This window comes from Pantoea sp. RCC30.1 (genome assembly GCF_058148845.1).
The window spans coordinates 509,045-531,271 of the sequence record NZ_JBXUHX010000001.1 but is presented as its reverse complement, the minus strand read 5'-3'; the positions used below and the strand labels follow the sequence as shown (position 1 = coordinate 531,271).

The 22,227-nt window shown below is 54.1% G+C and carries 22 protein-coding genes; 9 read left to right on the top strand and 13 right to left on the bottom strand.

Annotated elements, in window-relative coordinates; all coding sequences use genetic code 11:
• The 3 genes from AC2LB6_RS02485 to AC2LB6_RS02475 all read left to right on the top strand — a co-directional run.
• On the top strand, window positions 1-1,451 hold a 1,451-nt coding region (locus AC2LB6_RS02485; RefSeq protein WP_490092284.1), incomplete at its 5' end, for a glucose PTS transporter subunit IIA.
• Between the two features lie 12 nt (window positions 1,452-1,463).
• On the top strand, window positions 1,464-2,858 hold the full coding sequence (locus AC2LB6_RS02480; RefSeq protein WP_490092283.1) for a glycoside hydrolase family 1 protein: 1,395 nt from the start codon (window positions 1,464-1,466) through the stop codon (window positions 2,856-2,858).
• A 91-nt stretch (window positions 2,859-2,949) separates the two neighbouring features.
• Window positions 2,950-3,702 (top strand): glucosamine-6-phosphate deaminase, encoded by a 753-nt coding sequence (locus AC2LB6_RS02475; protein ID WP_490092282.1) that lies wholly within the window; start codon window positions 2,950-2,952, stop codon window positions 3,700-3,702.
• A gap of 15 nt (window positions 3,703-3,717) precedes the next feature.
• Here AC2LB6_RS02475 and AC2LB6_RS02470 read toward each other — a convergent pair whose 3' ends face one another.
• Both AC2LB6_RS02470 and AC2LB6_RS02465 read right to left on the bottom strand, forming a co-directional pair.
• Window positions 3,718-4,860 (bottom strand): Fic family protein, encoded by a 1,143-nt coding sequence (locus AC2LB6_RS02470; protein WP_490092281.1) that lies wholly within the window; start codon window positions 4,858-4,860, stop codon window positions 3,718-3,720.
• 142 nt (window positions 4,861-5,002) lie between these two features.
• Complete coding sequence (locus AC2LB6_RS02465) at window positions 5,003-5,257, bottom strand: hypothetical protein (RefSeq protein WP_490092280.1); 255 nt, start codon at window positions 5,255-5,257, stop codon at window positions 5,003-5,005.
• Window positions 5,258-5,382: 125 nt separating this feature from the next.
• Between AC2LB6_RS02465 and AC2LB6_RS02460 the strand changes: the two genes are divergently transcribed.
• The gene (locus AC2LB6_RS02460) at window positions 5,383-7,323 is read left to right on the top strand and encodes a methyl-accepting chemotaxis protein (protein WP_490092279.1); all 1,941 of its coding nucleotides are present in this window, start codon (window positions 5,383-5,385) and stop codon (window positions 7,321-7,323) included.
• Window positions 7,324-7,458: 135 nt separating this feature from the next.
• Here the strand turns inward: AC2LB6_RS02460 and AC2LB6_RS02455 are convergent, their stop codons facing one another.
• The 5 genes from AC2LB6_RS02455 to AC2LB6_RS02435 are packed head-to-tail and all read right to left on the bottom strand — an operon-like array spanning window position 7,459 to window position 12,488.
• Window positions 7,459-8,541 carry an ABC transporter ATP-binding protein gene (locus AC2LB6_RS02455; protein ID WP_490092278.1) on the bottom strand — a complete coding sequence of 361 codons (1,083 nt, stop codon included), beginning with the start codon at window positions 8,539-8,541 and terminating at the stop codon, window positions 7,459-7,461.
• 2 nt (window positions 8,542-8,543) lie between these two features.
• Window positions 8,544-9,491, bottom strand: coding sequence for a carbohydrate kinase family protein (locus AC2LB6_RS02450; RefSeq protein WP_490092277.1), 948 nt, complete (start codon window positions 9,489-9,491; stop codon window positions 8,544-8,546).
• Between the two features lie 2 nt (window positions 9,492-9,493).
• A complete protein-coding gene (locus tag AC2LB6_RS02445) occupies window positions 9,494-10,333 on the bottom strand; it encodes a carbohydrate ABC transporter permease (protein ID WP_135910781.1) in 840 nt (279 codons plus the stop codon).
• On the bottom strand, window positions 10,323-11,231 hold the full coding sequence (locus AC2LB6_RS02440) for a carbohydrate ABC transporter permease (RefSeq protein WP_490092309.1): 909 nt from the start codon (window positions 11,229-11,231) through the stop codon (window positions 10,323-10,325). Before AC2LB6_RS02440 ends, AC2LB6_RS02445 begins: the two co-directional genes overlap by 11 nt.
• Window positions 11,232-11,240: 9 nt before the next feature.
• A complete protein-coding gene (locus AC2LB6_RS02435) occupies window positions 11,241-12,488 on the bottom strand; it encodes an extracellular solute-binding protein (protein WP_490092276.1) in 1,248 nt (415 codons plus the stop codon).
• A 297-nt stretch (window positions 12,489-12,785) separates the two neighbouring features.
• Between AC2LB6_RS02435 and AC2LB6_RS02430 the strand changes: the two genes are divergently transcribed.
• Entirely contained in the window at window positions 12,786-13,955 is a 1,170-nt protein-coding gene (locus AC2LB6_RS02430) for an ROK family transcriptional regulator (RefSeq protein WP_490092275.1), read from the top strand.
• 42 nt (window positions 13,956-13,997) lie between these two features.
• Here AC2LB6_RS02430 and AC2LB6_RS02425 read toward each other — a convergent pair whose 3' ends face one another.
• The 3 genes from AC2LB6_RS02425 to AC2LB6_RS02415 all read right to left on the bottom strand — a co-directional run bounded on the left by AC2LB6_RS02425 (window position 13,998) and on the right by AC2LB6_RS02415 (window position 17,020).
• Window positions 13,998-15,272 (bottom strand): Glu/Leu/Phe/Val family dehydrogenase, encoded by a 1,275-nt coding sequence (locus tag AC2LB6_RS02425; RefSeq protein WP_490092274.1) that lies wholly within the window; start codon window positions 15,270-15,272, stop codon window positions 13,998-14,000.
• A gap of 465 nt (window positions 15,273-15,737) precedes the next feature.
• On the bottom strand, window positions 15,738-16,127 hold the full coding sequence (locus AC2LB6_RS02420) for a DUF1090 domain-containing protein (protein WP_490092273.1): 390 nt from the start codon (window positions 16,125-16,127) through the stop codon (window positions 15,738-15,740).
• Window positions 16,128-16,249: 122 nt separating this feature from the next.
• Complete coding sequence (locus AC2LB6_RS02415; protein ID WP_490092272.1) at window positions 16,250-17,020, bottom strand: MerR family transcriptional regulator; 771 nt, start codon at window positions 17,018-17,020, stop codon at window positions 16,250-16,252.
• A 359-nt stretch (window positions 17,021-17,379) separates the two neighbouring features.
• Between AC2LB6_RS02415 and AC2LB6_RS02410 the strand changes: the two genes are divergently transcribed.
• A complete protein-coding gene (locus tag AC2LB6_RS02410) occupies window positions 17,380-17,778 on the top strand; it encodes a hypothetical protein (protein ID WP_490092271.1) in 399 nt (132 codons plus the stop codon).
• A 45-nt stretch (window positions 17,779-17,823) separates the two neighbouring features.
• Here AC2LB6_RS02410 and AC2LB6_RS02405 read toward each other — a convergent pair whose 3' ends face one another.
• Together AC2LB6_RS02405 and AC2LB6_RS02400 are read right to left on the bottom strand one after the other, a co-directional pair.
• The gene (locus AC2LB6_RS02405; RefSeq protein ID WP_490092270.1) at window positions 17,824-18,297 is read right to left on the bottom strand and encodes a nuclear transport factor 2 family protein; all 474 of its coding nucleotides are present in this window, start codon (window positions 18,295-18,297) and stop codon (window positions 17,824-17,826) included.
• A 51-nt stretch (window positions 18,298-18,348) separates the two neighbouring features.
• Window positions 18,349-18,783: a 6,7-dimethyl-8-ribityllumazine synthase gene (locus AC2LB6_RS02400; RefSeq protein ID WP_490092269.1), complete on the bottom strand. Its 435-nt coding sequence runs from the start codon at window positions 18,781-18,783 to the stop codon at window positions 18,349-18,351.
• Between the two features lie 390 nt (window positions 18,784-19,173).
• Between AC2LB6_RS02400 and AC2LB6_RS02395 the strand changes: the two genes are divergently transcribed.
• Entirely contained in the window at window positions 19,174-19,881 is a 708-nt protein-coding gene (locus tag AC2LB6_RS02395) for a phage antirepressor KilAC domain-containing protein (RefSeq protein WP_090965384.1), read from the top strand.
• 120 nt (window positions 19,882-20,001) lie between these two features.
• On the opposite strand, the gene AC2LB6_RS02390 is transcribed toward AC2LB6_RS02395, so the two are convergent.
• Entirely contained in the window at window positions 20,002-20,799 is a 798-nt protein-coding gene (locus AC2LB6_RS02390; RefSeq protein WP_162303273.1) for a MetQ/NlpA family ABC transporter substrate-binding protein, read from the bottom strand.
• A gap of 272 nt (window positions 20,800-21,071) precedes the next feature.
• Between AC2LB6_RS02390 and AC2LB6_RS02385 the strand changes: the two genes are divergently transcribed.
• Both AC2LB6_RS02385 and AC2LB6_RS02380 read left to right on the top strand, forming a co-directional pair.
• Window positions 21,072-21,455 carry a cupin domain-containing protein gene (locus AC2LB6_RS02385; RefSeq protein WP_490092268.1) on the top strand — a complete coding sequence of 128 codons (384 nt, stop codon included), beginning with the start codon at window positions 21,072-21,074 and terminating at the stop codon, window positions 21,453-21,455.
• A 153-nt stretch (window positions 21,456-21,608) separates the two neighbouring features.
• Window positions 21,609-22,190, top strand: a complete 582-nt coding sequence (locus AC2LB6_RS02380; RefSeq protein WP_490092267.1) for a DJ-1/PfpI family protein — start codon at window positions 21,609-21,611, stop codon at window positions 22,188-22,190.
• Window positions 22,191-22,227 lie beyond the last annotated feature (37 nt).

Here is a 22,227-nt window from a genome sequence, read left to right as displayed (position 1 = left end):
CTGTTGAAAGTGGAACGTATAAAATCTGGTTTGCGGCAAGCGATGCCCTTTTTTTCTTCTTTCCTATGGTGCTGGGCTACACCGCCGGGAAGAAATTTGGCGGTAATCCCTTTATCACCATGGTCATTGGCGGGGCGCTGACCCACCCGACGATGATTGCCGCCTTTAATGCCAGCCAGCAGTCAGGTGCAATGACACAGGCGTTTCTCGGCATCCCCGTTATCTGGTTCAACTACAGCGCGTCGGTAATTCCGATTATTCTTGCCGCCTGGGTAAGCTGCTGGCTGGAGAAACAGAGCACCCGACTGCTGCCCGCCTCCATGAAGAACTTTTTTGCGCCATTGATCTGTCTGAGCGTCACTGTGCCGCTGACCTTCCTGTTAATTGGCCCACTGGCCACGTGGCTGAGTCAGCTACTGGCGAACGGCTACCAGTGGATTTATGCGCTTGCGCCCTGGCTGGCTGGCGCCGCCATGGGGGCGCTGTGGCAGGTCTGTGTGATTTTTGGTTTGCACTGGGGACTGGTGCCACTGATGATCAACAATCTTGCCGTACTGGGACAGGACTCAATGCTGCCTATGCTGTTGCCAGCTGTCATGGGCCAGGTTGGCGCGGCGTTGGGGGTTTTCCTGCGCAGCCGGGATGCGCGCCAGAAAGTGCTGGCGGGTTCATCTGTGACCGCCGGCATCTTTGGTATCACTGAACCCGCTGTCTATGGCGTTAATCTGCCGCTGCGGCGTCCCTTTATCTTTGGTTGTGTAGCCGGTGCCATCGGCGGTGCCATTGTCGGCTTCAGCAGCACCCACGTTTATTCATTTGGTTTTGCCAACATCTTTACCATCGCTCAGATGATCCCGCCTGGCGGTGTCGATGGCACGTTATGGGGCGGAATTGCGGGCACGCTACTGGCACTGCTCCTGAGCTGTGGTATGACGCTTGTAGCGGGTATGCCCCGTAACAGCACGCCAGACACAGCGATCCCGATTCCCCCTGGCGATGATGACATCCTGTCACCGATGACCGGCACGGTGCTGGCGCTTGATCAGGTGCCGGACGCCACCTTCGCCAGTGGCCTGCTGGGACAGGGCGTGGCCATCATTCCTTCCGACAATAAAGTCATTGCGCCCTTCGCGGGTGAGGTTGCCTCGCTGTTTCAGACCCGACACGCCATCGGACTGTTGAGTGACAGCGGGATTGAGCTGCTTATCCATGTGGGTATCGATACCGTCCGGCTAGACGGCAAACCTTTCACGGCACATGTCCAGGCAGGCGATAAGTTTAAGCCCGGCGATCTGCTGCTGGAGTTTAATCGTCAGGCCATTCTTGATGCCGGATATGACCTGACAACACCAATCATTATTACTAACAGCGATGAGTATCGTGAGGTAATGAAAGTAGCAGGGAGCGCTGTTACTGCCGGAACACCTTTACTCAGCATCATTCATCAATAAAAGGATAACAGGATGAAAACTTTCCCGGATTCATTTTTATGGGGCGGTGCGATTGCCGCTAATCAGGTTGAAGGTGCATGGCGCGAAGAGGGCAAAGGCCTCTCAACTTCTGACATGCAGCCACAGGGGGTTTTTGGCCCCGTAGTGGAGCGCGTTGCGGGAAGCCAGAGTCTTAAAGACGTGGCGATCGATTTTTACCACCGCTACCCGGACGATATAAGGTTATTTGCAGAGATGGGATTTAGCTGTCTGAGGGTTTCAATCGCCTGGACGCGTATTTTCCCGAACGGTGACGAGCAACAACCCAACGAGGCCGGACTGGCCTTCTACGACCGATTATTTGATGAACTGGCCGCACATAACATCACTCCGTTAGTGACCCTGTCACATTATGAAATGCCCTGGCACCTGGTTACGCAGTATGGTGGCTGGGGTAATCGTGAGGTGATTGGTTTCTTTGAACATTATGCCCGCACGGTGTTTGCCCGCTACAGGAAAAAAGTCAGGCTCTGGCTGACCTTTAACGAAATCAATATGTCTCTGCATGCGCCGCTGACCGGCGTGGGTCTGCCGGAAACCAGCAGTCAGAGCGAGGTTTATCAGGCTATTCATCATCAATTGGTCGCCAGTGCGCTGGCGGTTAAAGCCTGTCGCGAGATTAACCCTGATGCCAGCATCGGTAATATGCTGCTGGGTGGCCTGGTCTATCCGCTGAGCTGTAAGCCTGATGATGTGCTGGAAGCGTTGCAGGAAAACCGGAAATGGCAATTTTTTGGCGACGTTCAGTGCCGTGGCGCTTATCCGGGCTACATGTTGCGGTTCTTCCGTGAAAACAACATTCACCTGGATATCACAGATGCCGACCGCCAGATACTCCAGTCGACCGTGGATTTTATCTCGTTCAGCTACTACATGTCCGGCTGTGTCACCGCCGATCAGGCGCTGAATGAGAAGTTGCGCGGGAACATTCTCAGCATGGTGCCAAATCCCCATTTGCAGAGTTCAGAGTGGGGCTGGCAGATTGATCCGGTAGGGTTGCGTACCTTGCTGAATCTGCTGTGGGATCGTTATCAAAAGCCGCTGTTTATCGTTGAGAACGGACTGGGTGCCAAAGACATGCCGGATGCAACGGGCGTCGTACAGGATGACTACCGCATCAGCTATCTCAATGATCATCTGGTTCAGGTGCGTGAGGCCATTGATGATGGCGTTGAGGTCATGGGGTATACCAGCTGGGGGCCAATCGATCTGGTCAGCGCATCAAAAGCCGAATTATCTAAACGTTACGGTTTTATCTATGTTGACCGCCATGACAATGGGGAAGGTTCGCTGGCTCGCAGCCGCAAGAAAAGCTTCTACTGGTATCAAGAGGTCATTGCAACAAACGGAGCATCTTTAAAAGGGTGATGGTGGTGTGGTGTTACATCATTGATGTGGCTAACGACAGGTCGCGATGCCGCATTGATGCTTCTCAGTGAGACATTTACAGGATGATGAAATGAAACTGATCGTTACGGATGATTATGATGATATGAGCCGGATCGCCAGCCATCATGTGCTGGGTTATCTGACACAAAATCGACGTGTGAACCTTGCTATAACGGCAGGCCGTACGCCTGCTAAATTGTACGAACACCTTATTTCAGCCATCGGCGGATACGACTGCTATTCGCATATTCATTACTATAACTTTGATGAAATTGCGTTCAAAGGCCAAAGTCGGGAGGGCGTTACGATTTCGAATCTGCGTAAGCTTTTCCTTTCACCGGCAAAAATCAAAGAAACGAATATTCATAAACTCACAGATGACAATTTTTTGGATTTTGATCGTCAGTTACAGCAGGATGGTGGATTAGATCTCATGTTAATGGGGCTGGGCTCAGATGGCCATTTTTGCGGTAATATTCCTGGCCTGACCCGTTTTCATCACTCGGTAGTTAAGCTTCCGATAGAAGGCAATATCGCTGAATTCATTGCCCTGACTGAAATGAACGGTGATCTGCAATCTGTACCTGATCATTATGTGACTATGGGGCCTATGAGCGTAATGGCCGCAAAAAATCTGCTGCTCATTGTCAGCGGCGAAAATAAAGCCTGGGCTTTGGCGCAGGTTATTGAGGGAGAAGTGACAGAGCAGATTCCTGCATCTGTTTTAAAATTACATCCTTCTCTGTTGATCATCGCCGACAGTGCTTCAGCCGCTCAATTAAGTGCTGAGTCACTTCAGCGTTACGTTCAGAGTCCGGTGTAACTTTATCAGATCATTTTATACTGACTTGTCCTGCCTTTTAGCTTCTGTTTCTACCTGATAGCGGGTACTCCTGCCTCCGCCTTCAAGCCGATAAAGGCAGCCTTTTTCAACCAGACCCGCCAGATGACGGGTCGCGGTTGCTTTACTCACTTTGGCGACCTTTTGATACTGACTGGCGCTGATCCCCTGTTCGAAACCCTGCTCGCCGCCATCCAGTAGCCGGTTCAGCACTTTCACCTGTTCCGGACTCAATCCCATGCCCTGATGCCGGAGCCAGAAACGCGCTTTCATCTGGGTGCGATCGATAACGTTCATCGCCTGTTTCATGCTCTCATCCAGGATATCAAGAAACCATACCAGCCAGCCGGTGATATCAAGGCCCCCTTTTTGCGTCTGCTCAAGGATGCGGTAATAACCGGCACGTTGCGCCAGAATCGCCGTTGACATGGCATAGAGGCGAATGCTCTGGCTGTCAGCCTGCGCCAATGCCAGATCGGTTAAAGCGCGGGTGATACGACCGTTACCGTCATCAAAAGGGTGCAGGGTGACAAACCACAGATGGCAGATGGCGGCACGCAGCAGCGGGTCCAGCATCACATCATGCTGACTGCTATTGAACCACTCAATAAACTGCGCCAGCTGCGGCTCCAGTCCGTGTCGCGGTGGGGCTTCAAAATGCACCGTGGGGCGATCGATCCGTCCTGAGATGACCTGCATCGGCTCACTGCCACGCAGCGTGCCAACGCTCAGGCGCTGCACCGTCCATTCAGCGGCCGGGAAGAGCCAGTGATGCCACTGGAATAATCGGTCCAGCGTCAGCGGCTGGCTGCGATTGTTGATCGCATCCAGCATCATCGCGGCCAGGCCTTCCGAGCGATCGGAGACCGGGTAGGGTTGCTCTTCTGTCACGCCTAACCGGCGGGCCAGCGATGAGCGCACTGACTGTACGTTGACCCGCTCCTCTTCAATCGCAGAAGAGGAGAGGATATTACTCAGCAGGGTATCAAGCGTCTGGGACTCACTGTCTGACTGAAGGCTGGCACGGCCCAGCAGCAAACCGCGCTGCTGCTGCAGGTGGCGCAGGCGAGGTAACAGTACAGCATCCTGCCACTGAAAATGGGGCCAGTCCGGCTGTTGCCAGATCCAGTTCACGCTCATAGTCGGCTCACAATTAGAGAGGATGAGCCGAATAGATCAGTTTATTCGGCTCATAGAGTGAGTCGATAATAGCGAATATTTGGCTCACAGGCCAGTCAGGCGGAATTGAGGGCAAAAAAAAGGACCCGAAGGTCCTGTTTGCTTAGCGGGAGAACTGCATAAAGGTGTCTGAATAGTAGTGAACGATCCAGGCGACATACGCTAACCAGACAACCATCCCAACAGCTAATCCTGATTTACCGATCATTGTTCTTTCTCCACTGCGATAAGGGGCTACAGCAACTGTTGACATAAACTGACAGTAATAGCGGGCGGCAGTATTGTTGCAGATCAAAAAAAGCCCCGGTGATGAGCAAAGCGATAACCCCTTTGCGATCAACTTCCCTGCATTACGCACGGTGAGACCCCTGTCACGTCGGGATAACCTCCATTAAAGTTCAAAAAAACGCCGCCGATAGATGATCTCAGGAGCACCATAATCACAAGGAGGTATTGAGACGGGTAAATTCCAGGGGAACCACGATGGCAAATCAGATAACACATAAGAAAAAAATGAGTACCCGTGTACAGATGTTAGTCATGGGTGGTTTAACGATAGTGCTGGGATTTACCGTGACTATTGGGGTCCTCAGCTGGCAGTCAGGTAAAGAACAGAAAGAACTGGCAGAGAAATATCTGCAGCAGATTGCGCAGAGCCGTGGCTTACAGGTACAGCAGGAACTGAGTCATGCACGCGACGTTGCCAGTCTTCTCGGTCAAAGTCTGATCGCGTTACCCCGCGCCGGGATTACCGATCGCAAAGCCGCTGATAAGGTGATGGAGTATGCGCTGCGCGCGAATCCAGACTATCTGTCGATGTCAGTCATATTTGAGCAGAATGCGTTTGATGGCCGGGATGCTGATTTTGCCTCACAGCCGGGTCAGGCACCACAGGGTCGTTATGCCTTTTTTGTGGATAGTGACGCGTCAGGCAAATATGCGATGCATCCGCTGCTCTCCTATCTGACGCCGGGTCAGGGCGATTACTATCTGGTCCCGCAAAAATCACAAAAAGACACGCTTACCGAACCTTACAGTTATGCCTATAACGGCGTGCCGACTCTGCTCACCTCCGTCGCTGCCGTAATTATGGATCAGGGCACGTTAAAGGCGGTTGTCACCTCTGACATTTCACTGGCATCACTGCAACAGAAAGTGAATCAGATCAAACCCTGGCAGGGCAGCGGCTATGCGCTGTTGCTGTCCAGTAACGGAAATGTGGTCTCATCGCCGGTGAAAGATGAAGCCGGGAAACCCTGGAAAGGCGAAAAAGATGGTTTTACGACGAAAGTCGTACAGCATTTTGATGCCGTGCTGGGTGAAGACGCACTGGTCACCTGGCAGCCGGTAGTGATTGGTAACAGTGACAAACCCTGGTATCTCGGCGTCGTTGCACCGGTCAGTCAGGTGATGGCTGCTTCAAGCCGACAGCTGATGTGGGCGGTGATCCTGATGATCGTGAGCGTTCTGCTGGTCGGCGCGGTGCTGGGTATGCTGTTCAGCCGTAAAGTGCTGCGTCCAATTGGTGGCGAGCCGGTTGAAGCGGCCCATATTGCGCTGGCTGTTGCCGATGGCAAGCTGGATAACCGGATCGCGGTGAAGAGCGGCGATAGCAGCAGCCTGTTCTTCGCGCTTCACACCATGCAAAGCCAGCTCAGGCAGATTGTCGGACAGATTAAAGATTCCAGTGAATCAGTACGTCAGGGCGCGGGCGAAATTGCCAGCGGCAACCTCAATCTGGCGTCACGCACTGAAGAACAGGCTGCCGCGCTGGAGCAGACAGCAGCCAGCATGGAGCAGATCAGCGCGACGATTCGCCTGAATGCCGACAACGCGCAGCAGGCGACCAGCCTGACTGAAAACGCGACTCACATTGCCAGTCGTGGTGCCTCGCTGGTGGGTGAAGTGGTGCAGACTATGGCGCAGATCGATGACAGTTCGAAAAAGATCGGCGACATTACTACTATGATCAACAGCATTGCCTTCCAGACCAATATCCTGGCGCTGAACGCGGCGGTGGAAGCCGCACGTGCCGGTGAGCAAGGCCGCGGTTTTGCGGTGGTCGCCTCTGAAGTGCGTAACCTTGCCCAGCGCAGCGCGAACGCGGTGAAAGAGATCGGCGCACTGATTGAAGAGTCCAGCGTGCGAGTCGAGAGCGGTGTCCGCCTGGTGAACGATGCCGGTAAAACCATGCAGGAGATGATGCACGCGGTGAATTCGGTGCAGGGCATTATTGGAGAGATTGTTACCGCATCAAGCGAACAGGCGCGTGGCATCAGCCAGGTGACGATTGCCGTCAATGAAATGGATGGTGTCACCCAGCAGAACGCCGCGCTGGTGCAGCAGATGTCGGCGGCCGCCAGTTCGCTGGAAGATCAGGCGCAGCAGCTGTCGCAGACGGTGGAGCAATTTCATCTGGCATAAGGCGGCTCAAGGAGCATACGCCTTCCGCAAAGACGCAAGAGCGCCATCCCTGGCCCCCGATGCTTTGCTGGAGGCTTATGTTCCTATCGCTTTAAGCGGGTTTGCCGCCTGCATTCAGTGCTGACTTCAGATTAATCACTGCTCCGTCAGCCGCATACCGCTGCGGGCATCAAACAGGTGCATTTTATCCGGATTCATGGTCACCGGCAGCGTACCACCCGGCACGGCCTCACTGCGGCCGCTCAACTGCATATGCAGCGGGAAACCCTGCCAGTTAAGATGTAACAGCGTCGACTCGCCGGTAATCTCCACAATATTCACCGCTGCCGGTTGCCCGCTGACATCACTAATCAGATCGTGAGGCCGAATGCCCAGCGTGACAGGCAGATCGGCCTGCTGCTGCGCGGCACTGTGCCAGCGACGCGGCAACGGCAGCCACTGCTCGCCACAACAGACGCCAGGCAGACCATCCCTTGTCTGGAAGCGGGCATCCAGCAGATTCATCGGCGGTGAACCGATAAACCGCGCCACAAAGGTGTTAACCGGGCGATCGTAAATCGCCAGCGGCGCACCCTGTTGCACAATCACCCCTTCTTTCATCACCACAATCTGATCTGCCAGCGTCATCGCCTCGACCTGATCGTGGGTGACATAGACCATCGTGGTTTTGAAACGCTGATGCAGGGACTTAATTTCGGCGCGCAGTTCCATGCGCAACTGTGCATCAAGGTTAGAGAGCGGCTCATCGAACAGAAACACCTGCGGGTTGCGCACCATCGCCCGACCCATCGCCACGCGCTGCCGCTGTCCGCCTGACAACGCCCGTGGATAACGCTGCAACAGCTGATCGATACCGAGAATGCTGGCGATACGGGCGATTTTGCTTTTCTGCTCCTCGCGTTTAACCTTCTTCACTTGCATATGAAATGCCAGATTCTCGGCGACGGTGAGATGCGGATAGAGTGCATAGCTCTGAAACACCATCGCGATATCCCGGTCGGCAGGGTCGAGATCGTTAATCTGCTTTTTATCCAGCATGATCGCTCCATCAGAGACCGTATCCAGACCGGCAAGCAGTCGCAGCAGGGTGGATTTGCCGCAGCCGGAGGGACCGACCAGCACGGTAAAACTACCGTCAGGGATGGTTAAATCCAGCGGATGCAGCACGCTCTGTTTACCGTAGCGCTTCGCCACCTGTACAAGTTCAACACTGGCCATGTTCAGCGCACCTCATTAGATAGTTGGAGTTGTTGCCAGCTGGGATAGCGGCGCGGAGAGCTGCTTATCGCCTGTGAGGCCACTTCAATCCCCCAGCGCAGCGCGGTGAGCGATGACTGGCGGTAGAGCAGTGCAGTCAGAAAACCGGCATTAAAACTGTCACCGGCCCCAATGGTATCGACCACCGTCACCGGCTGGCCGGCGGCAAATTGCACCGAGGCGGCAGACCAGAGACGCGCGCCCTCTGCGCCACATTTGATCACGCAGCCACCGCGACCACTGAGCTGAGCGGCCAGCCGTTTACCGCTTTGTTCCAGCAGGTCTGCACCCGCTAAACCCAGCGCTTCCACCTCATTCAGCAGCAACCAGTCACAGTCCGCCAGCCAGTTCCCTATCGTCAGACGAAGCCCATCGCTCCAGCCCGCAGGCGGCCAGCCGGTATCCACGGCCACACAAAAGCCACGCTGCTGCAGCTCGGCCAGCAGCGCCGGATAGTGATCATAAAGTTCAAGACAAAGAAAGGTGCCGCACAACAACACGATGTCACCGGGCGTCGCCTGCAACGGCAGCTGGGCCAGCACATCGTCAGCGGTCAGCACGGTAATATGGCCGTGATTGCTGAGAAACGATCGTTCGTTGTCGGGATGGGTTACGCCCACTGTCAGCGACGTCTCACAGGCATAACGCGGCCAGTGTGCGGCGCTGTGGGGAAAGTGACTGGCGAGCCAGTGGCTGAAGCCATCGTCACCCTGATTGGCGATGGCCCGATGCGGCACCTGCATTGCCTCCAGCGCCAGCGCGCAGTTACCGGCCGATCCGCCAGGACGTAACTCGCTGTGCTGTAGCATTACTTCCGTGCCGCGCTTCGGCCAGTCGCTGAGCGTACTCATGATTAAATCGACATTAATATTGCCCACCACATAAAACGTGGACGCGATGGTAGTGTCCATAATTATCCCTTACTTCCGCCGCTGGTGAGGCCGCTGACCAGCGTCTTCTGCAACCAGATGGCAATAAACAGAGGCGGCACCGAAGCCAGAATGCCAATCGCCGCGATCAGCCCGTCATCGGTCGCACGCCCGGCGGTGAAACCAGCAATCGCAACCGGCAAGGTCTGAGCTGAAATGTTGCTGGTGAAAAGCAGCGCGTAGAAAAATTCATCCCAGGCGAGCAGCCAGCCAAACAGCGCAGCGGCACCCAGTACCGGTTTCGCCAGCGGCAGCGTGATGCGCAGCAGAACCTGCCAGAAGCGCAGGCCATCCAGCCGTGCCGCCTGTTCGATGTCGCGTGGCAGCGAGTCGAACTGGTTCTTCAGCATCCAGGTCAGGAATGGCAGGATTAGCGAGCAGTAGACCATCACCAGGCCGGGGCGAGTGTTGAGCAGCCCCAGTTGTTGCAGCAGGAAGTAGAGCGGCAGCACAAATGCCACTGGCGGCACCATGTAGATTGCCAGTGCGCCGGAAAGCCAGGCATCGCGACCGCTATAGCGTGAGAAGCTGAACGCCGCCGGTATCGCCAGCAGCAGCGAAATCGCCGTGGCCACCGTCGCTACCAGCAGACTGTTGCCCAGCGCGTGCAGGAAAATGTTGCCCGGTTGGTTCGGTGCCAGCGAAACCAGCCCCTGATAACGACTGAAATCCCACTGACGCGGCAGCCACTCCAGCGGCACGCGGGAGAGATCGCTGGCAGAACTGACGCTCATCAGAAACAACCAGCCCATCGGGGCCAGAATGCTGATGGCAACCAGCAGCGCCGCGCCGTAACGCAGCACCCGACGCAGTTTAGTTTTCATAAGCGGTACTCCGACGCCGCTGATGCCATAACATCAGCAGATATAGCGTGATCAGCAGGGCGCACATTAGCGTCATCAGTATCGCGTAGGCGGCACCGCTGCCGGCACGCAGATAGCTGAACGACTCCTGATAGACGAAAAAGCTCAGGGTCTTAGTGCTGTCGACCGGGCCGCCGCGCGTCATCACATAGATGATGTCGAAAATCTTAAAGGCATCGATGGTGCGCAAAACCAGCGCAACGCCGAGCGGAGCGACAATCGCCGGGAAGGTAATCACCCGGAACCGACGCCAGGCAGACGCGCCATCCAGCCGTGCTGCTTCAAACAGATCTTCTGGGATCGACTGCAACGCCGCCAGCACCAGCAGGGTGACCAGCGGATAGTTTTTCCAGATATCCGCGAACATCACCACATTGAGCGCTGAATCCGGCGATCCCAGCCAGCTGCGATAGCCATCAATGATGCCGAGCTGGCTGAGCAGGGCGTTGATGCTGCCGTAATCGGGGTTAAAGTTGAGCCTCCACATCATCGCGTTGACGATGGTCGGTAGCGCCCATGGCAGAATCACCAGCACCCGCAGCGCGTTACGCCCGATGAATTTCTGATTCAGCAGCAGCGCGACCAGCACGCCGATGAATCCTTCAAAAGTGACGGATATCAGAGTGAAGTAGAGCGTACGCCAGATCGACGCCCGAAAATCGGGATCGCTAAGCGCATAAAGATAGTTTTCCAGCCCAATCCAGGCAGGCGTTTCACCGCTGCCAATCAGCGCAGCATCGGTAAAACTAAGCCAGATGGTACGCAGAAGAGGCCAGGCGGTTAACAGCAGCATCACCAGCAGCATGGGTGCCAGCAGCACCCATGCCTGACGCTGTTCGCGTTGACGCAAACTCAGCATCATGACTCCTTAACGCAACCGGGCGGCGCTTTTATCAACCGTCGCCATCGCGTCCTGCACTGGCACTTTACCCAGCAATACCTGCTGTAACTGCTGCTGCAGCTGGTTCGACAGGCGCGAATAGTCAGCGGTCTCCGGACGTGACAGCATCACATTTAGTGATTTGTCCGCTGCGGCAATCAGGCTCTCCTGATCCTTTTTCACCGCCTCATCCTGATAAGAGGATTTCCAGATCGGCAGGCTGAGCTTCGCATATTGATTCTGAACCGGCTGTGAGGTCATGTACTGAATGTATTGCCACGCCTCATTGGCATGTGTACTGCCTTTGGTGATGCCCAGTCCCATCGAGCCGTTTACTGCACCCACTTTCCCAGGCGCATCGCCCGGCGCTGGCATGATGCCAACGTCGCCCGCCACTTTGCTCTGCTTAGGATCGTTCGCCATGTTATACATGTAGGTCCAGTTCAGCGCGAAAGCTGCATCGCCATTAGAGAACGATTTACGCACATCTTCTTCCAGATATTCACGGGAAGCCGGATTACTCAGCCCATCATCGAGCGAGCTTTTCATCAGGTTCAGCGCCTTGAGTGAGGCCGGGCTGGAGAAGTTAAGCTTGCCGTTCTGATAGAACTGTCCACCAAAGCCTGACACCAGCGTGGTGTAGTCACACACCAGCGCCTCTGCCTGGGACCAGCTCCAGACCAGCGGATAGTTGACAATCTTTTTGTCCTTAATGATCTTCGCGTCATCGAGCACCTGCTGCCAGGTTTGCGGCGGGGTGGTGATGCCCGCTTTAGCCAGCATCGCTTTGTTATAATAGAGGTATTTAGTATCGAGGATCCACGGCATCCCCAGGGTTTTACCTTTGTAAACCACCGTGTTCATCGCACCCGGGAAGACCTTCTCTTTCTCCTCTGGCGTAATGCGTGCGCTGATATCCTGTAGCAGATCGAAACGGGCGAACTCCGCTGGCCAGATGGCATCGAACAGCACTACATCGTAGCCGTTACCGCCCGCGCCACGCGCCGCCACAATTTTATCGTGCAGCGCTTCATAAGGGACAAACTCCAGATTGACGGTGACATCCGGATGCTGCTTCTGAAAATTTTGCGTCATCGCGCGGATATCATTTTCGCTATAAGCCGCCTGGGTCATAAACAGAGCATTGATCTGGCTGGCCGCCGCCGCGCTGCCTGCGCTTAACATCAATAAGGCGGCAAACCCGGCTTTCAGTTTGGGGGTAGAATGCTGTGACATGGTCTTCTCCACTATGCAGCAACAGGCTGTCGATTAATTAAATCAATTTGATTGACTTAAACAGAGGCAAAATTCTGGTCAATGAGCAAGCTGACCGGTAGGGAACTAAGCAAACGGCGTGCCACAAGTAGCAAAATGCGAGCAACAAAGCCGTAACAACGCTGGAACTCAGACTGCACTTTTATGGCAAAATTGCCTATTCTGATGCGCGAGAATTGCGTGCTCCATCAAAGATATTGTTTGCCGGAACGCCCCTGGGGACGAATACTGTCGGGTCCCGCTGTAATGGAAAACAACATGAAAACCTCGGGTACCAACCTTGAACATGCGCGGGCGCATAACCGGCGTGTGGTGATTGAAGCCATTCGCCTGCACGGTGAGCTGACCCGTGCCGAACTGGCCCGTATGACGGCGCTGACGCCGCAGACCGTCTCAAATATCGTGGCGGAGCTTGAGCAGGCCGAACTGCTGACCAGCCGCCAGCCACGCCGCAGCGGGCGCGGTCAGCCGTCGATTCCGGTTACGCTCAATCCCACCAGTGCCTGGTCGATCGGCATTCATCTTGATCACCAGACGCTGCTACTGGTGCTGGTCGATCTCAGCGGCGAAGTGCATTTCCGCCGCCTCGTTCTGGTGCAAAAGCCTCAGCCCGCTGCCACCCTGGCGTGCATTGCAGGTGTGCTGGAGGAGATGCGCGCCTTCCTCGGCGCTCAGTGGCATAAAGTCCTGGGGATTGGCGTGGTGATGCCGGGACCTTTTGGCGTCGAGGGAATCTCATCTGTCGGTCCGACCACGCTGAACGGCTGGGAGCAGATCGATATTGAGGCGGAACTCGCCACCCTTAGCGGCCTGCCGGTGACGCTGGAAAACGACGCCACAGTGGCCGCCATCGGCGAACGCTTTCATGGTATGGCACGCCACCTTAACTCCTTTATTTATCTCTACATCGGCACCGGCCTGGGCGCGGGGATCTTCACCGATGGCCACATCTATACCGGTCACGCTCATAATGCCGGTGAGATTGGTCACATCGTGGTGGAGCCGGGTGGTCGCGACTGTTACTGCGGTAATCAGGGCTGTCTGGAACGTTATGTCTCGCTGCAGGCCGCCTATGAATTCTGCGGGCTCGATCCGATGCGCGCGCTGCCTGAAGATCTGCTGCAGATTGAACCCGCGCGTTTCACTGCGTGGATAGAGAGCGTAATGACGCCGTTGCGTCAGGCGATCAATATTCTGGAGTCGGTGTTTGATGCGGAAGCGGTAATCATTGGCGGGATGATGCCTGCGCCGTTGCTGGAGCAGATGGTTGAACGGTTGCCGCCACTTTATCAGTCGGTGCGGGGACGGTATCTATTTGATATGCGACTTAAGACTGGCATGACCGGTAGCGATACCGCTGCGCTGGGTGCAGCCGCCTTACCAATTTTTGATGAGTTTAACCCGAAGTTTCAGGTACTGATGAAATAGATGAGGGAAAGGGCGCTGTTGCAGGCAACAGCGCCACAGGCATCAACCCGGGTAGATACCGCGATCTTTACGCGCCATCAGGATTCGCTCACAGGCCACGATATAGGCCGCGGTGCGCAGCGAGCAATCTTTCTCCTTCGACTTATCCCAGATATGGACCATCGCCTCGGTCATAATCTTATCGGAGCGACGATTAATCTCATCTTCACTCCAGAAGAAGCTCGCCATGTCCTGAACCCATTCGAAGTAGCTGACGGTCACGCCGCCGGCATTACAGACCACGTCCGGCACCACGATGATGCCGCGCGTTGCCAGCATGTCATCGGCATCCGGATAGGTCGGGCCGTTTGCGCCTTCCAGTACGATTTTGCAGCTCAGGATCTCTGCACGCTCGCGGGTAATCTGACCTTCCAGCGCGGCCGGTATCAGGATATCCATCTCAGTGGTCCAGAACGCCTCTTTATCAATGCTCTGCGCACCAGGGAAACCGGCAATCTGCTTGTGGGCGATCTGCCATTCGGTCAGCGCGGCCATATCAATGCCATCTGAATTATAAATCGTTGCCGTATGGTCCTGAATCACCACCACACGAGCGCCCGCCTCATTAAACAGGCGTGCTGCTTCGCTGCCGACGTTACCGAAACCCTGAACCGCCACGCGGGCGCCTTCGATTTCAATACCTGAACGACGAGCCACTTCACGGCCAGTGATAAACACCCCACGGCCGGTGGCTTTTTCGCGGCCCAGTGAACCGCCCAGGTGAATAGGTTTGCCGGTAACCACGCCGGTAATCGTTGTGCCGTGGTTCATGGAGTAGGTGTCCATCATCCACGCCATCACTTTGCTATTTGTGCCAACGTCTGGCGCCGGAATATCTTTTTGCGGTCCAATGATGATGCCTATCTCGCTGGTATAACGACGAGTCAGCCGCTCAAGTTCACCATCGGAGAGTTTGAAAGGATCGACACGAATGCCGCCCTTAGCACCACCGTAAGGCAGGTTAACCGCTGCACATTTGATGGTCATCCACGCGGAAAGCGCCATGACTTCATTCAGGTCGACAGCCGGATGATAGCGAATACCGCCTTTACCTGGGCCGCGCGAAAGGTTGTGCTGAACGCGATAGCCTTCGAAATGGCGAATTGAGCCATCATCCATCTGGAGAGGAATATCAACAATCAACGCACGTTTTGGATGACGCAAAGTATCTATCCAACGTGAAAGATCGCCCAGATAAGGCGCAACCCGGTCGATTTGCTGTAAGTAGGTGGACCAGGCAGATGTGCTGCTTTCAGACGCATAAGATAACTTATCCATAAAAAACCTTTCTTAATGAAGTCATTTATTGGGTGGAGCCGTGGAAGGTGAGCGCATTATCTTGCGCAGACATAATCTAACACTTCTGAAACAAATATGATGGTGCACCTGCCCCGTTTAAGTGCAGTGATGCCCTGTTTTGGGGCATTGAAAGTGAATAGATCAGGTGAAATGCCCCCTCTGAGACGAATAAAGATGCGCCCGAAGTGCTTATTAACTGCATATCACGGAAATATCGCTATCTTTCAATTCTTTGAAGATGTTCAAAAAGTTAAATAATTGATCGCTACCTGATTGACTTTGACGCCCCCGTTCAGTGCATGAGAATAAGTAATCAAAGGATTACCTGAAGTAATGGATTGAACGGGAATTGCGCAGGCTAATCAGTGATTTAGAAAAGAGGGGACAGTAATAGGTGGGAGGTGGGTAAATAGCGGGCCAACGCAGCGGGCTGGCCCGGAACGATTACTGACGAAGAGCGTGCTCGGCTTCTTTCAGCTCCTGGCGAGCGTCTGCCAGTTTCTCTTCGCGCTTCTGAATCTTGCTGGCACTGCGTCCTTCCGCTTTCGCTTTTGCCAGTTCCTGTTCGCGTTCCTGCACCTTAAACTTTTTCTCAGCAACTTTTTCCTGGCGCTGCTTTAACAGGCTGCCTTCGGTGCAGTTCTGATCCACTTCGCGAAGGGCGGTCTCAAGGCCGGCAACCTGATGGGTATTATTGTGCTGGCGGGCAAAAGAGAGCTGGGTCTCAATCTCCTGCTTTTTGGCAGCACAACCGGTCAGGGCAGACGCTGCATGAGCAGCAGTGAAGGTCAGGGGTAACAGGCAAAGGCTGAGGGTCAGTAAAGTTTTTTTCATCGTAGTCTCGTCAATGAGTCAGGGTTGAGGCGCCAGTATACGCAGTCACCTTAAGAGATTCTTAACGGAAAAAAATATTTACTGGAGTGGAAGAGCGGGAAAAAAGAAGAAGCTGCCTGCTATCAGGCAGCGCTGGAGGCGTCAGAGTGCGAATAATGCAGGTTGCGATCAGGGCCACTTAGCATCACAGGATGACCATCCTGACTCTGCTGTTCGAAATAGTCCTGCATCTGCTGACTGATCCCGGCACCACACCACATTACATGATGCTGATGGAGTTCAGTTTTTATGGCAGGCAGTCCGCTCGCACGCGAATCAACCGCAACATTAAAGCCCATCGCGGTGAGACGAATCGCTTCAAGCCAGATTTCTGTTTTATCGAGCACGCTCACCGCTTCAAGGAACAGAGGTATCGCGGATTCGTTACGCGATGAAACGCGCATCACTTTGTCAGCCTGCTGCTTAACGGATTGCTCAAAACGCTCAAGGCGTTGCGACGATCCCCGGCGGTGATCGGCATTAAGCCAGACACTCAGCGGCCGCAGCAGATTAATGATGAAATCATCACCGCTGTAGTTGCTGGACATATTGTGCATCTGACGTGAAAGCGACAGCGGTGTGCCAAATTCCAGTTGCCAGAGCATGTCACCTTTGCGCGCCGCCCAGCCATAGGTCGTGACCGCTGATGCAGCCTGCTGGCACGCTTTGATCTCGTCCAGCGTTGCGCCTGTGGCCGTTAAGCCCACCAGGATACGGATTTCGCTGAGGTGATCATCACTCCAGTCATCCGGGTTCTGCTGTGGCGTCAGTAAACCCTGCTTCATCCAGCGCTTCAGGTTAGCGGGATGGGTGCCGGTTATCGCACAGACAGTTTCGGTATTATGAATTTGCATCTCGTGCCCTCTGTAGAGGGAATAGCCGCCGGGATTAACCGGGGATGAAAAATCATTATGAACCTTATAATCGCCAATTAATAGGCTAAAAGTTGGTGAAAAGCCCTGAACAGCACACGTGACGCTACGCTTATTCGCGAATGTCATCGTCTAAACTGATGCCGATCAGCAGGTTAACGGTTTGTAACAGGACAATAAAAAGGCTGTGTATTTATTCAGTAAAGATTCTTTACGCAAACAGACACGGAAAACAGCACTGTTTTACCCTTTTTAAGAGCATGCCGACTCGTCTCCCTCTTACATCCGCCCGACAAATCGCTAAAATAGCGGGTTCTGATGATCAGGAGAAAGAGTGCCCAATGCGTTATCGTTATACTCTCGCCGTTGTGACGGTTGCTGCTGTGCTGACCGGCTGCGCGAAGAAAAATGCCACCAGCGATGCACAAAATGAATTTGCTGCTGGCCCAACACAGATTGATGTTTCACACATCAAGACCCGCGCAGATGATGGCTCCAGTGTGTTCCTGACTGTAGATGGTAAAGACGCCGGCAGACTGCCCAACGGCGAAAGCATGCTGCTGCATGTTCCGGCCGGAAAGCATCAGATTGGTGGCTATGTGCCAACGCTGTTTGGTATGGGTCGTGTGACCATTGCGCCGGTAGAAGTGACCACATCACCGGAAGATGTCAAAAAGGTGGCTTATACAGTCACGCGCAACAAAGCGACCTTTGTTGAGAACAAGGGCGAGCAGGGCTGAGTTGATAACGGCGGAGAGCCGCGCTCTCCGCTGAACAAGCCTGCGTTATAAGCCGAGTTCGCTCAGTGAAGGGTGGTTGTCAGGGCGCCGTCCCTGTGGCCAGTGAAACAGCCGCTGTCGTTCACTGATTTTCAGGTCGTTGATGCTGGCAAAGCGCTGCATCATTAATCCCCGCTCATCAAACGCCCAGTTCTCGTTTCCATACGAGCGATACCACTGCAGTTGTTCATCGTGCCATTCATAGGCAAACCGCACCGCAATCCGGTTCTGGTCAAAACTCCACAACTCTTTGATCAGCCGATACTGCTGCTCCCGCTGCCATTTCTGCTGCAGGAAGGCGACAATTGCTGCCCGGCCGGTCAGGAAAGTATCGCGATTACGCCACTGGCTATCCTCTGAATAGGCCAGCGCGACGCGCTCAGGATCCCGACTGTTCCAGCCATCCTCAGCCAGCCGGACTTTTTCAATCGCCTGTTCGGGCCGGGTAAAAGGTGGTAAGGGCGGACGTGAGTTTTCCAACTTTCTCTCCTTATACAGCACAGGCAGATGCTGGAGCCGCATCCGGGATAATCAGAGTTCCAGGGCGTGGATCTGGCAGACGGCACGCGCCGCTTCCTGACCTTTCTTCACGAAGTGCTGGGTATAGAAGTCGATAAACTCTGCCGATGGCTGAAAATTATGTGGCGTCAGGGAAACCGAGAACACCGGTACGTTGGTCGCCAGTTGCGCCTGCATCAGACCACTGACCACCGCCTGAGCGACGAAATCATGGCGATAGATGCCACCATCGACGACCAGTGCCGCACAGACAATCGCATCATAGTTGCCGGTCTGCGCCAGACGCTGCGCCAGTAGCGGCATTTCAAAAGCGCCCGGCACGTCCCATGTTTTAATCTCATATGTCGCACCACGGCTTTCCAGTTCCTGTTCGAAACCCGTCAGAACCTGAGAAACGATTTCGCTGTGCCAGTTGGCTTTAATAAAGGCGACTTTCAACGGCTGCATGACTTACTCCTGTAAAATATGACATCCAGTGGTAGCGGGCCAGATTGCGCCTCTGCACCCCGAATCAAAAATAGTGAGGCTGGCAGGCCAGTAACCTGCTGACAGCCTTCACTATACTGTAATGTAAAGAGTCTGTGTCCATCATTGTGATTATATGTAAATAACAGATGCCCTGATTACCTCAATATGCTGCAGCAAAGGCACTCAACGCCCCCTGTGCGGCGTTTAACACGCACTCTACAGCCGGGGAAACCACCTTCTACCAGCCTGTTTGCGTAACAGCTTCCAGTTACGTCACTGCTTAAATAAAATACTGGATATTTGAACAGTTGTTTGTATAATAAATGGACTGCCCGCCGGGTATTGGTAGCGTAAGTGAGGGGTGAACCCATGATGATTTCGACTGAAAGCCTCAGGTCTCTGGAACAATCGGTCACAATGAGCAGCCGTGAGCTGGCTCAGATGACAGGTATCACACACGGAGAAGTGAAGCGGTTAATCAAAAGTCTGGAGACGGCTCAGCGTCTCTCCCAGCCACTCATCGTGAATGACTATGAGCGGGAAGGGGAAGTGCGTCAGGAGTATCGTCTGAGCAAGCGTGACTCGCTGCTGGCTGTGGCTCGCCTGTCGCCCGGCTTCACTGCTGAAGTGCTGGATCGCTGGCAGGATCGCGAGAAGACCACTCATCTGCCTGACTTTACCAACCCGGCTGAAGCGGCTCGCGCGTGGGCTGAGCAGTTTGAACAGCGTCAGGCGGCAGAGCAGCAGCTGGCTCTCTCGGCTCCCAAGGCGGCATTCTTTGATAACTTCGTCGAGGTCGATGATTGCCTTGGCTTTCGCCAGCTCTGCAAAATGCTGAAAGTGAAAGAGCCAGAATTCCGCCAGTTCCTGCTGGAGCGCAACATTATGTATCGCGCCAAAGGAACCCTGACGCCGCAGCACTACCATCTGCAGGCCGGCTACTTTACGCTGCATACCGGCACAGGCGAAAACCAGCACGCATTCTCTCAGGCGCGCTTCACTTCAAAAGGGGTGAAATGGGTCGCCAGCCTGTGGGCTGGGCATCTCTCTGCTCAGCCCAAAGGCGCAGCCGCGTAATTGCGTCTCTGGACTTTTAGGGAATGCTGATGGGTAAGCACAGGCAGAAAACGCAGAAATAAAAAAGGCCGCAACTGAGTGCGGCCTTTTTTGATCGTTCAGGATCGATTAATGGGCGGATTACCAGCCTTTAATCGCATCCCCTTTGTAGACTTCTTCCGCTTTCGCCGCGACTTCCGGTGACTGCAGCGCAGCCTTCAGCTTCTGAATTTTATCGCTGTCTTTATTATCTTCACGTGATACCAGTGCATTCACATAAGGCGACGAGGCACTTTCCATAAATAAGCCATCGCGGTGTGCTGATAATCCAGCCTGAGCCGAGAAGTTGGTATTAATGATTGACAGGCTGACGTTTGGATCATCTAACGTGCGGGTCAGCTGTGGGGTGTCCACTTCAACCAGCTTCAGATTTTTTGGATTTTCGATGATATCCAGCGAGGTCGGTAAATAACCCACACCGTCTTTCAGTTTAATCAGACCCTGCGCCTGCAGCAGCAGCAGGCTGCGTCCTAGCGTGGTGGCTTCGTTAGAGATGGTGATAGTGGCACCATTCTGCAGCTCACTGATGTTTTTGATTTTGTGCGAATAAGCCGCAATCGGGAAGACGAAGGTTTTACCCACTACCGCAAACTTATAGCCGCGCTCTTTAGACTGTGACTCAAGATACGGCAGGCTCTGGAAGGCGTTAGCATCGACTTCTTTGTTATTCAGCGCTTCATTAGGCAGCACGTAATCATTGAAGTTAAGCACTTCGACATCGAGCTTGTATTTATCTTTAGCAACCTGCTGAACCACCTGCCAGATCGCTTCATCGGGCCCGGTATTAATCGCAACTTTAACTTTGTTATCGTCATCTTTTGAACAGGCGGATAATAATAAAACAGAACTGGCGAGTAATGCCGTAAACAGACCTTTCATTATCAGAAATCCCTCAGGTGGTTGATGGCTTCAAAGATAATACAGAACACACAGGTTGCGTACTGACTGAGGAATATATCTTATAACTACAACGCTGATTTCGAACATTAATTAACCAGTGAGCCGGTCTGCTCAATAATTCTCTGCGCCTGTTGCGGGTTTGCTGGCGGATATTTCCGTCCAATAATCCCATTAAGCAGCAACGTAATTTTATTCTACGCTTACTAATCAGTCATTACTGGCTTTCTATTGAATATTTACAGGGATTAACCATGTCGAAGCAAGATAGCGGGATCAACGCAGTTGAAGTTATGCGCAGCAGCCAGGCCTGGAATGGTGAAATTATCGAAGCCTATCCCACTGGCGAACCGGAAATTACGGTTATGCGGCTGTCACTGCCTGCCCACACTTCATTGCCCTGGCACACTCATCCGATGCCGAATGCGGCGTTTATTCTCTCCGGCACCCTGATTGTTGAGGATAAAGAGAGCGGCGAGCAGCGTACTTTCCATGCGGGTGAAGCCCTCAATGAAACGGTCAACAGCGCGCATCGGGGCTATACCCTGGATGAGCCTGCCGAACTGGTGATCACCTATGCCGGTGTAAAAGGGCAGGAACTGACCGAACCACTGCCGGGCGAACCTGAAGAGTTTTAAATCATGACGCCTCTCGGCAGTGTCTCCCGCTGCCGTGATTCAGCCCTTTAGTAAACCCCGCCGGATTTGATTCTGATCAGTAACACGTGAGCGAGCACAGCCCAGGATCAAAGGACCTCTGCTTCATCCACATCAATATAAAAAGGATTTTTCATGGATAAGAACGTTGCCTTATTGCTCGCACCTGGCTTTGAAGAAGCTGAAGCCATCATTACGCTTGATATCCTTTCACGGCTGGGCGTTCGCGTGACGACCCTGGCCTGCCAGCCTTATCGGGAGGTGGCCAGTTATCATCAGATGAAGCTGGTCGCCGATGAGCTGCTGGAGATGCATCGCGACCAACTGTTTGATGCGGTGATTGTGCCTGGCGGCCCCGACGGCAGTGAGAATCTGTCGGTAAATGCTGCGGTCATCGATTTTATTCGCCGTCATGATGAGGCGGATCGCCTGATCTGCCCCATCTGCTCCGCAGCAGCACGAGTGCTGGCACCACATGGGCTGTTAAAAGGGCGTCGCTATGTCAGTTCCGGCACTTCATCAGAAGGTGTTACCGATGGCGTTTACGTTAATGCGTCAGTGGTGAAAGAGGGTAATCTGCTGAGCGGGCAGGATCTGGGCGCGGCATTTGATTTCGCCTTCGCGATTGCTGTTGTTCTGACAGGCGAGGGTGACAGGGCCATCGAACAGGCGGAACACATCAGTCATAAGTTAGGGGTCGATTTTACTCAGCTTTGATCCGCTTTTCTGCGCCCCGGAATAGCGGGGCGCACAT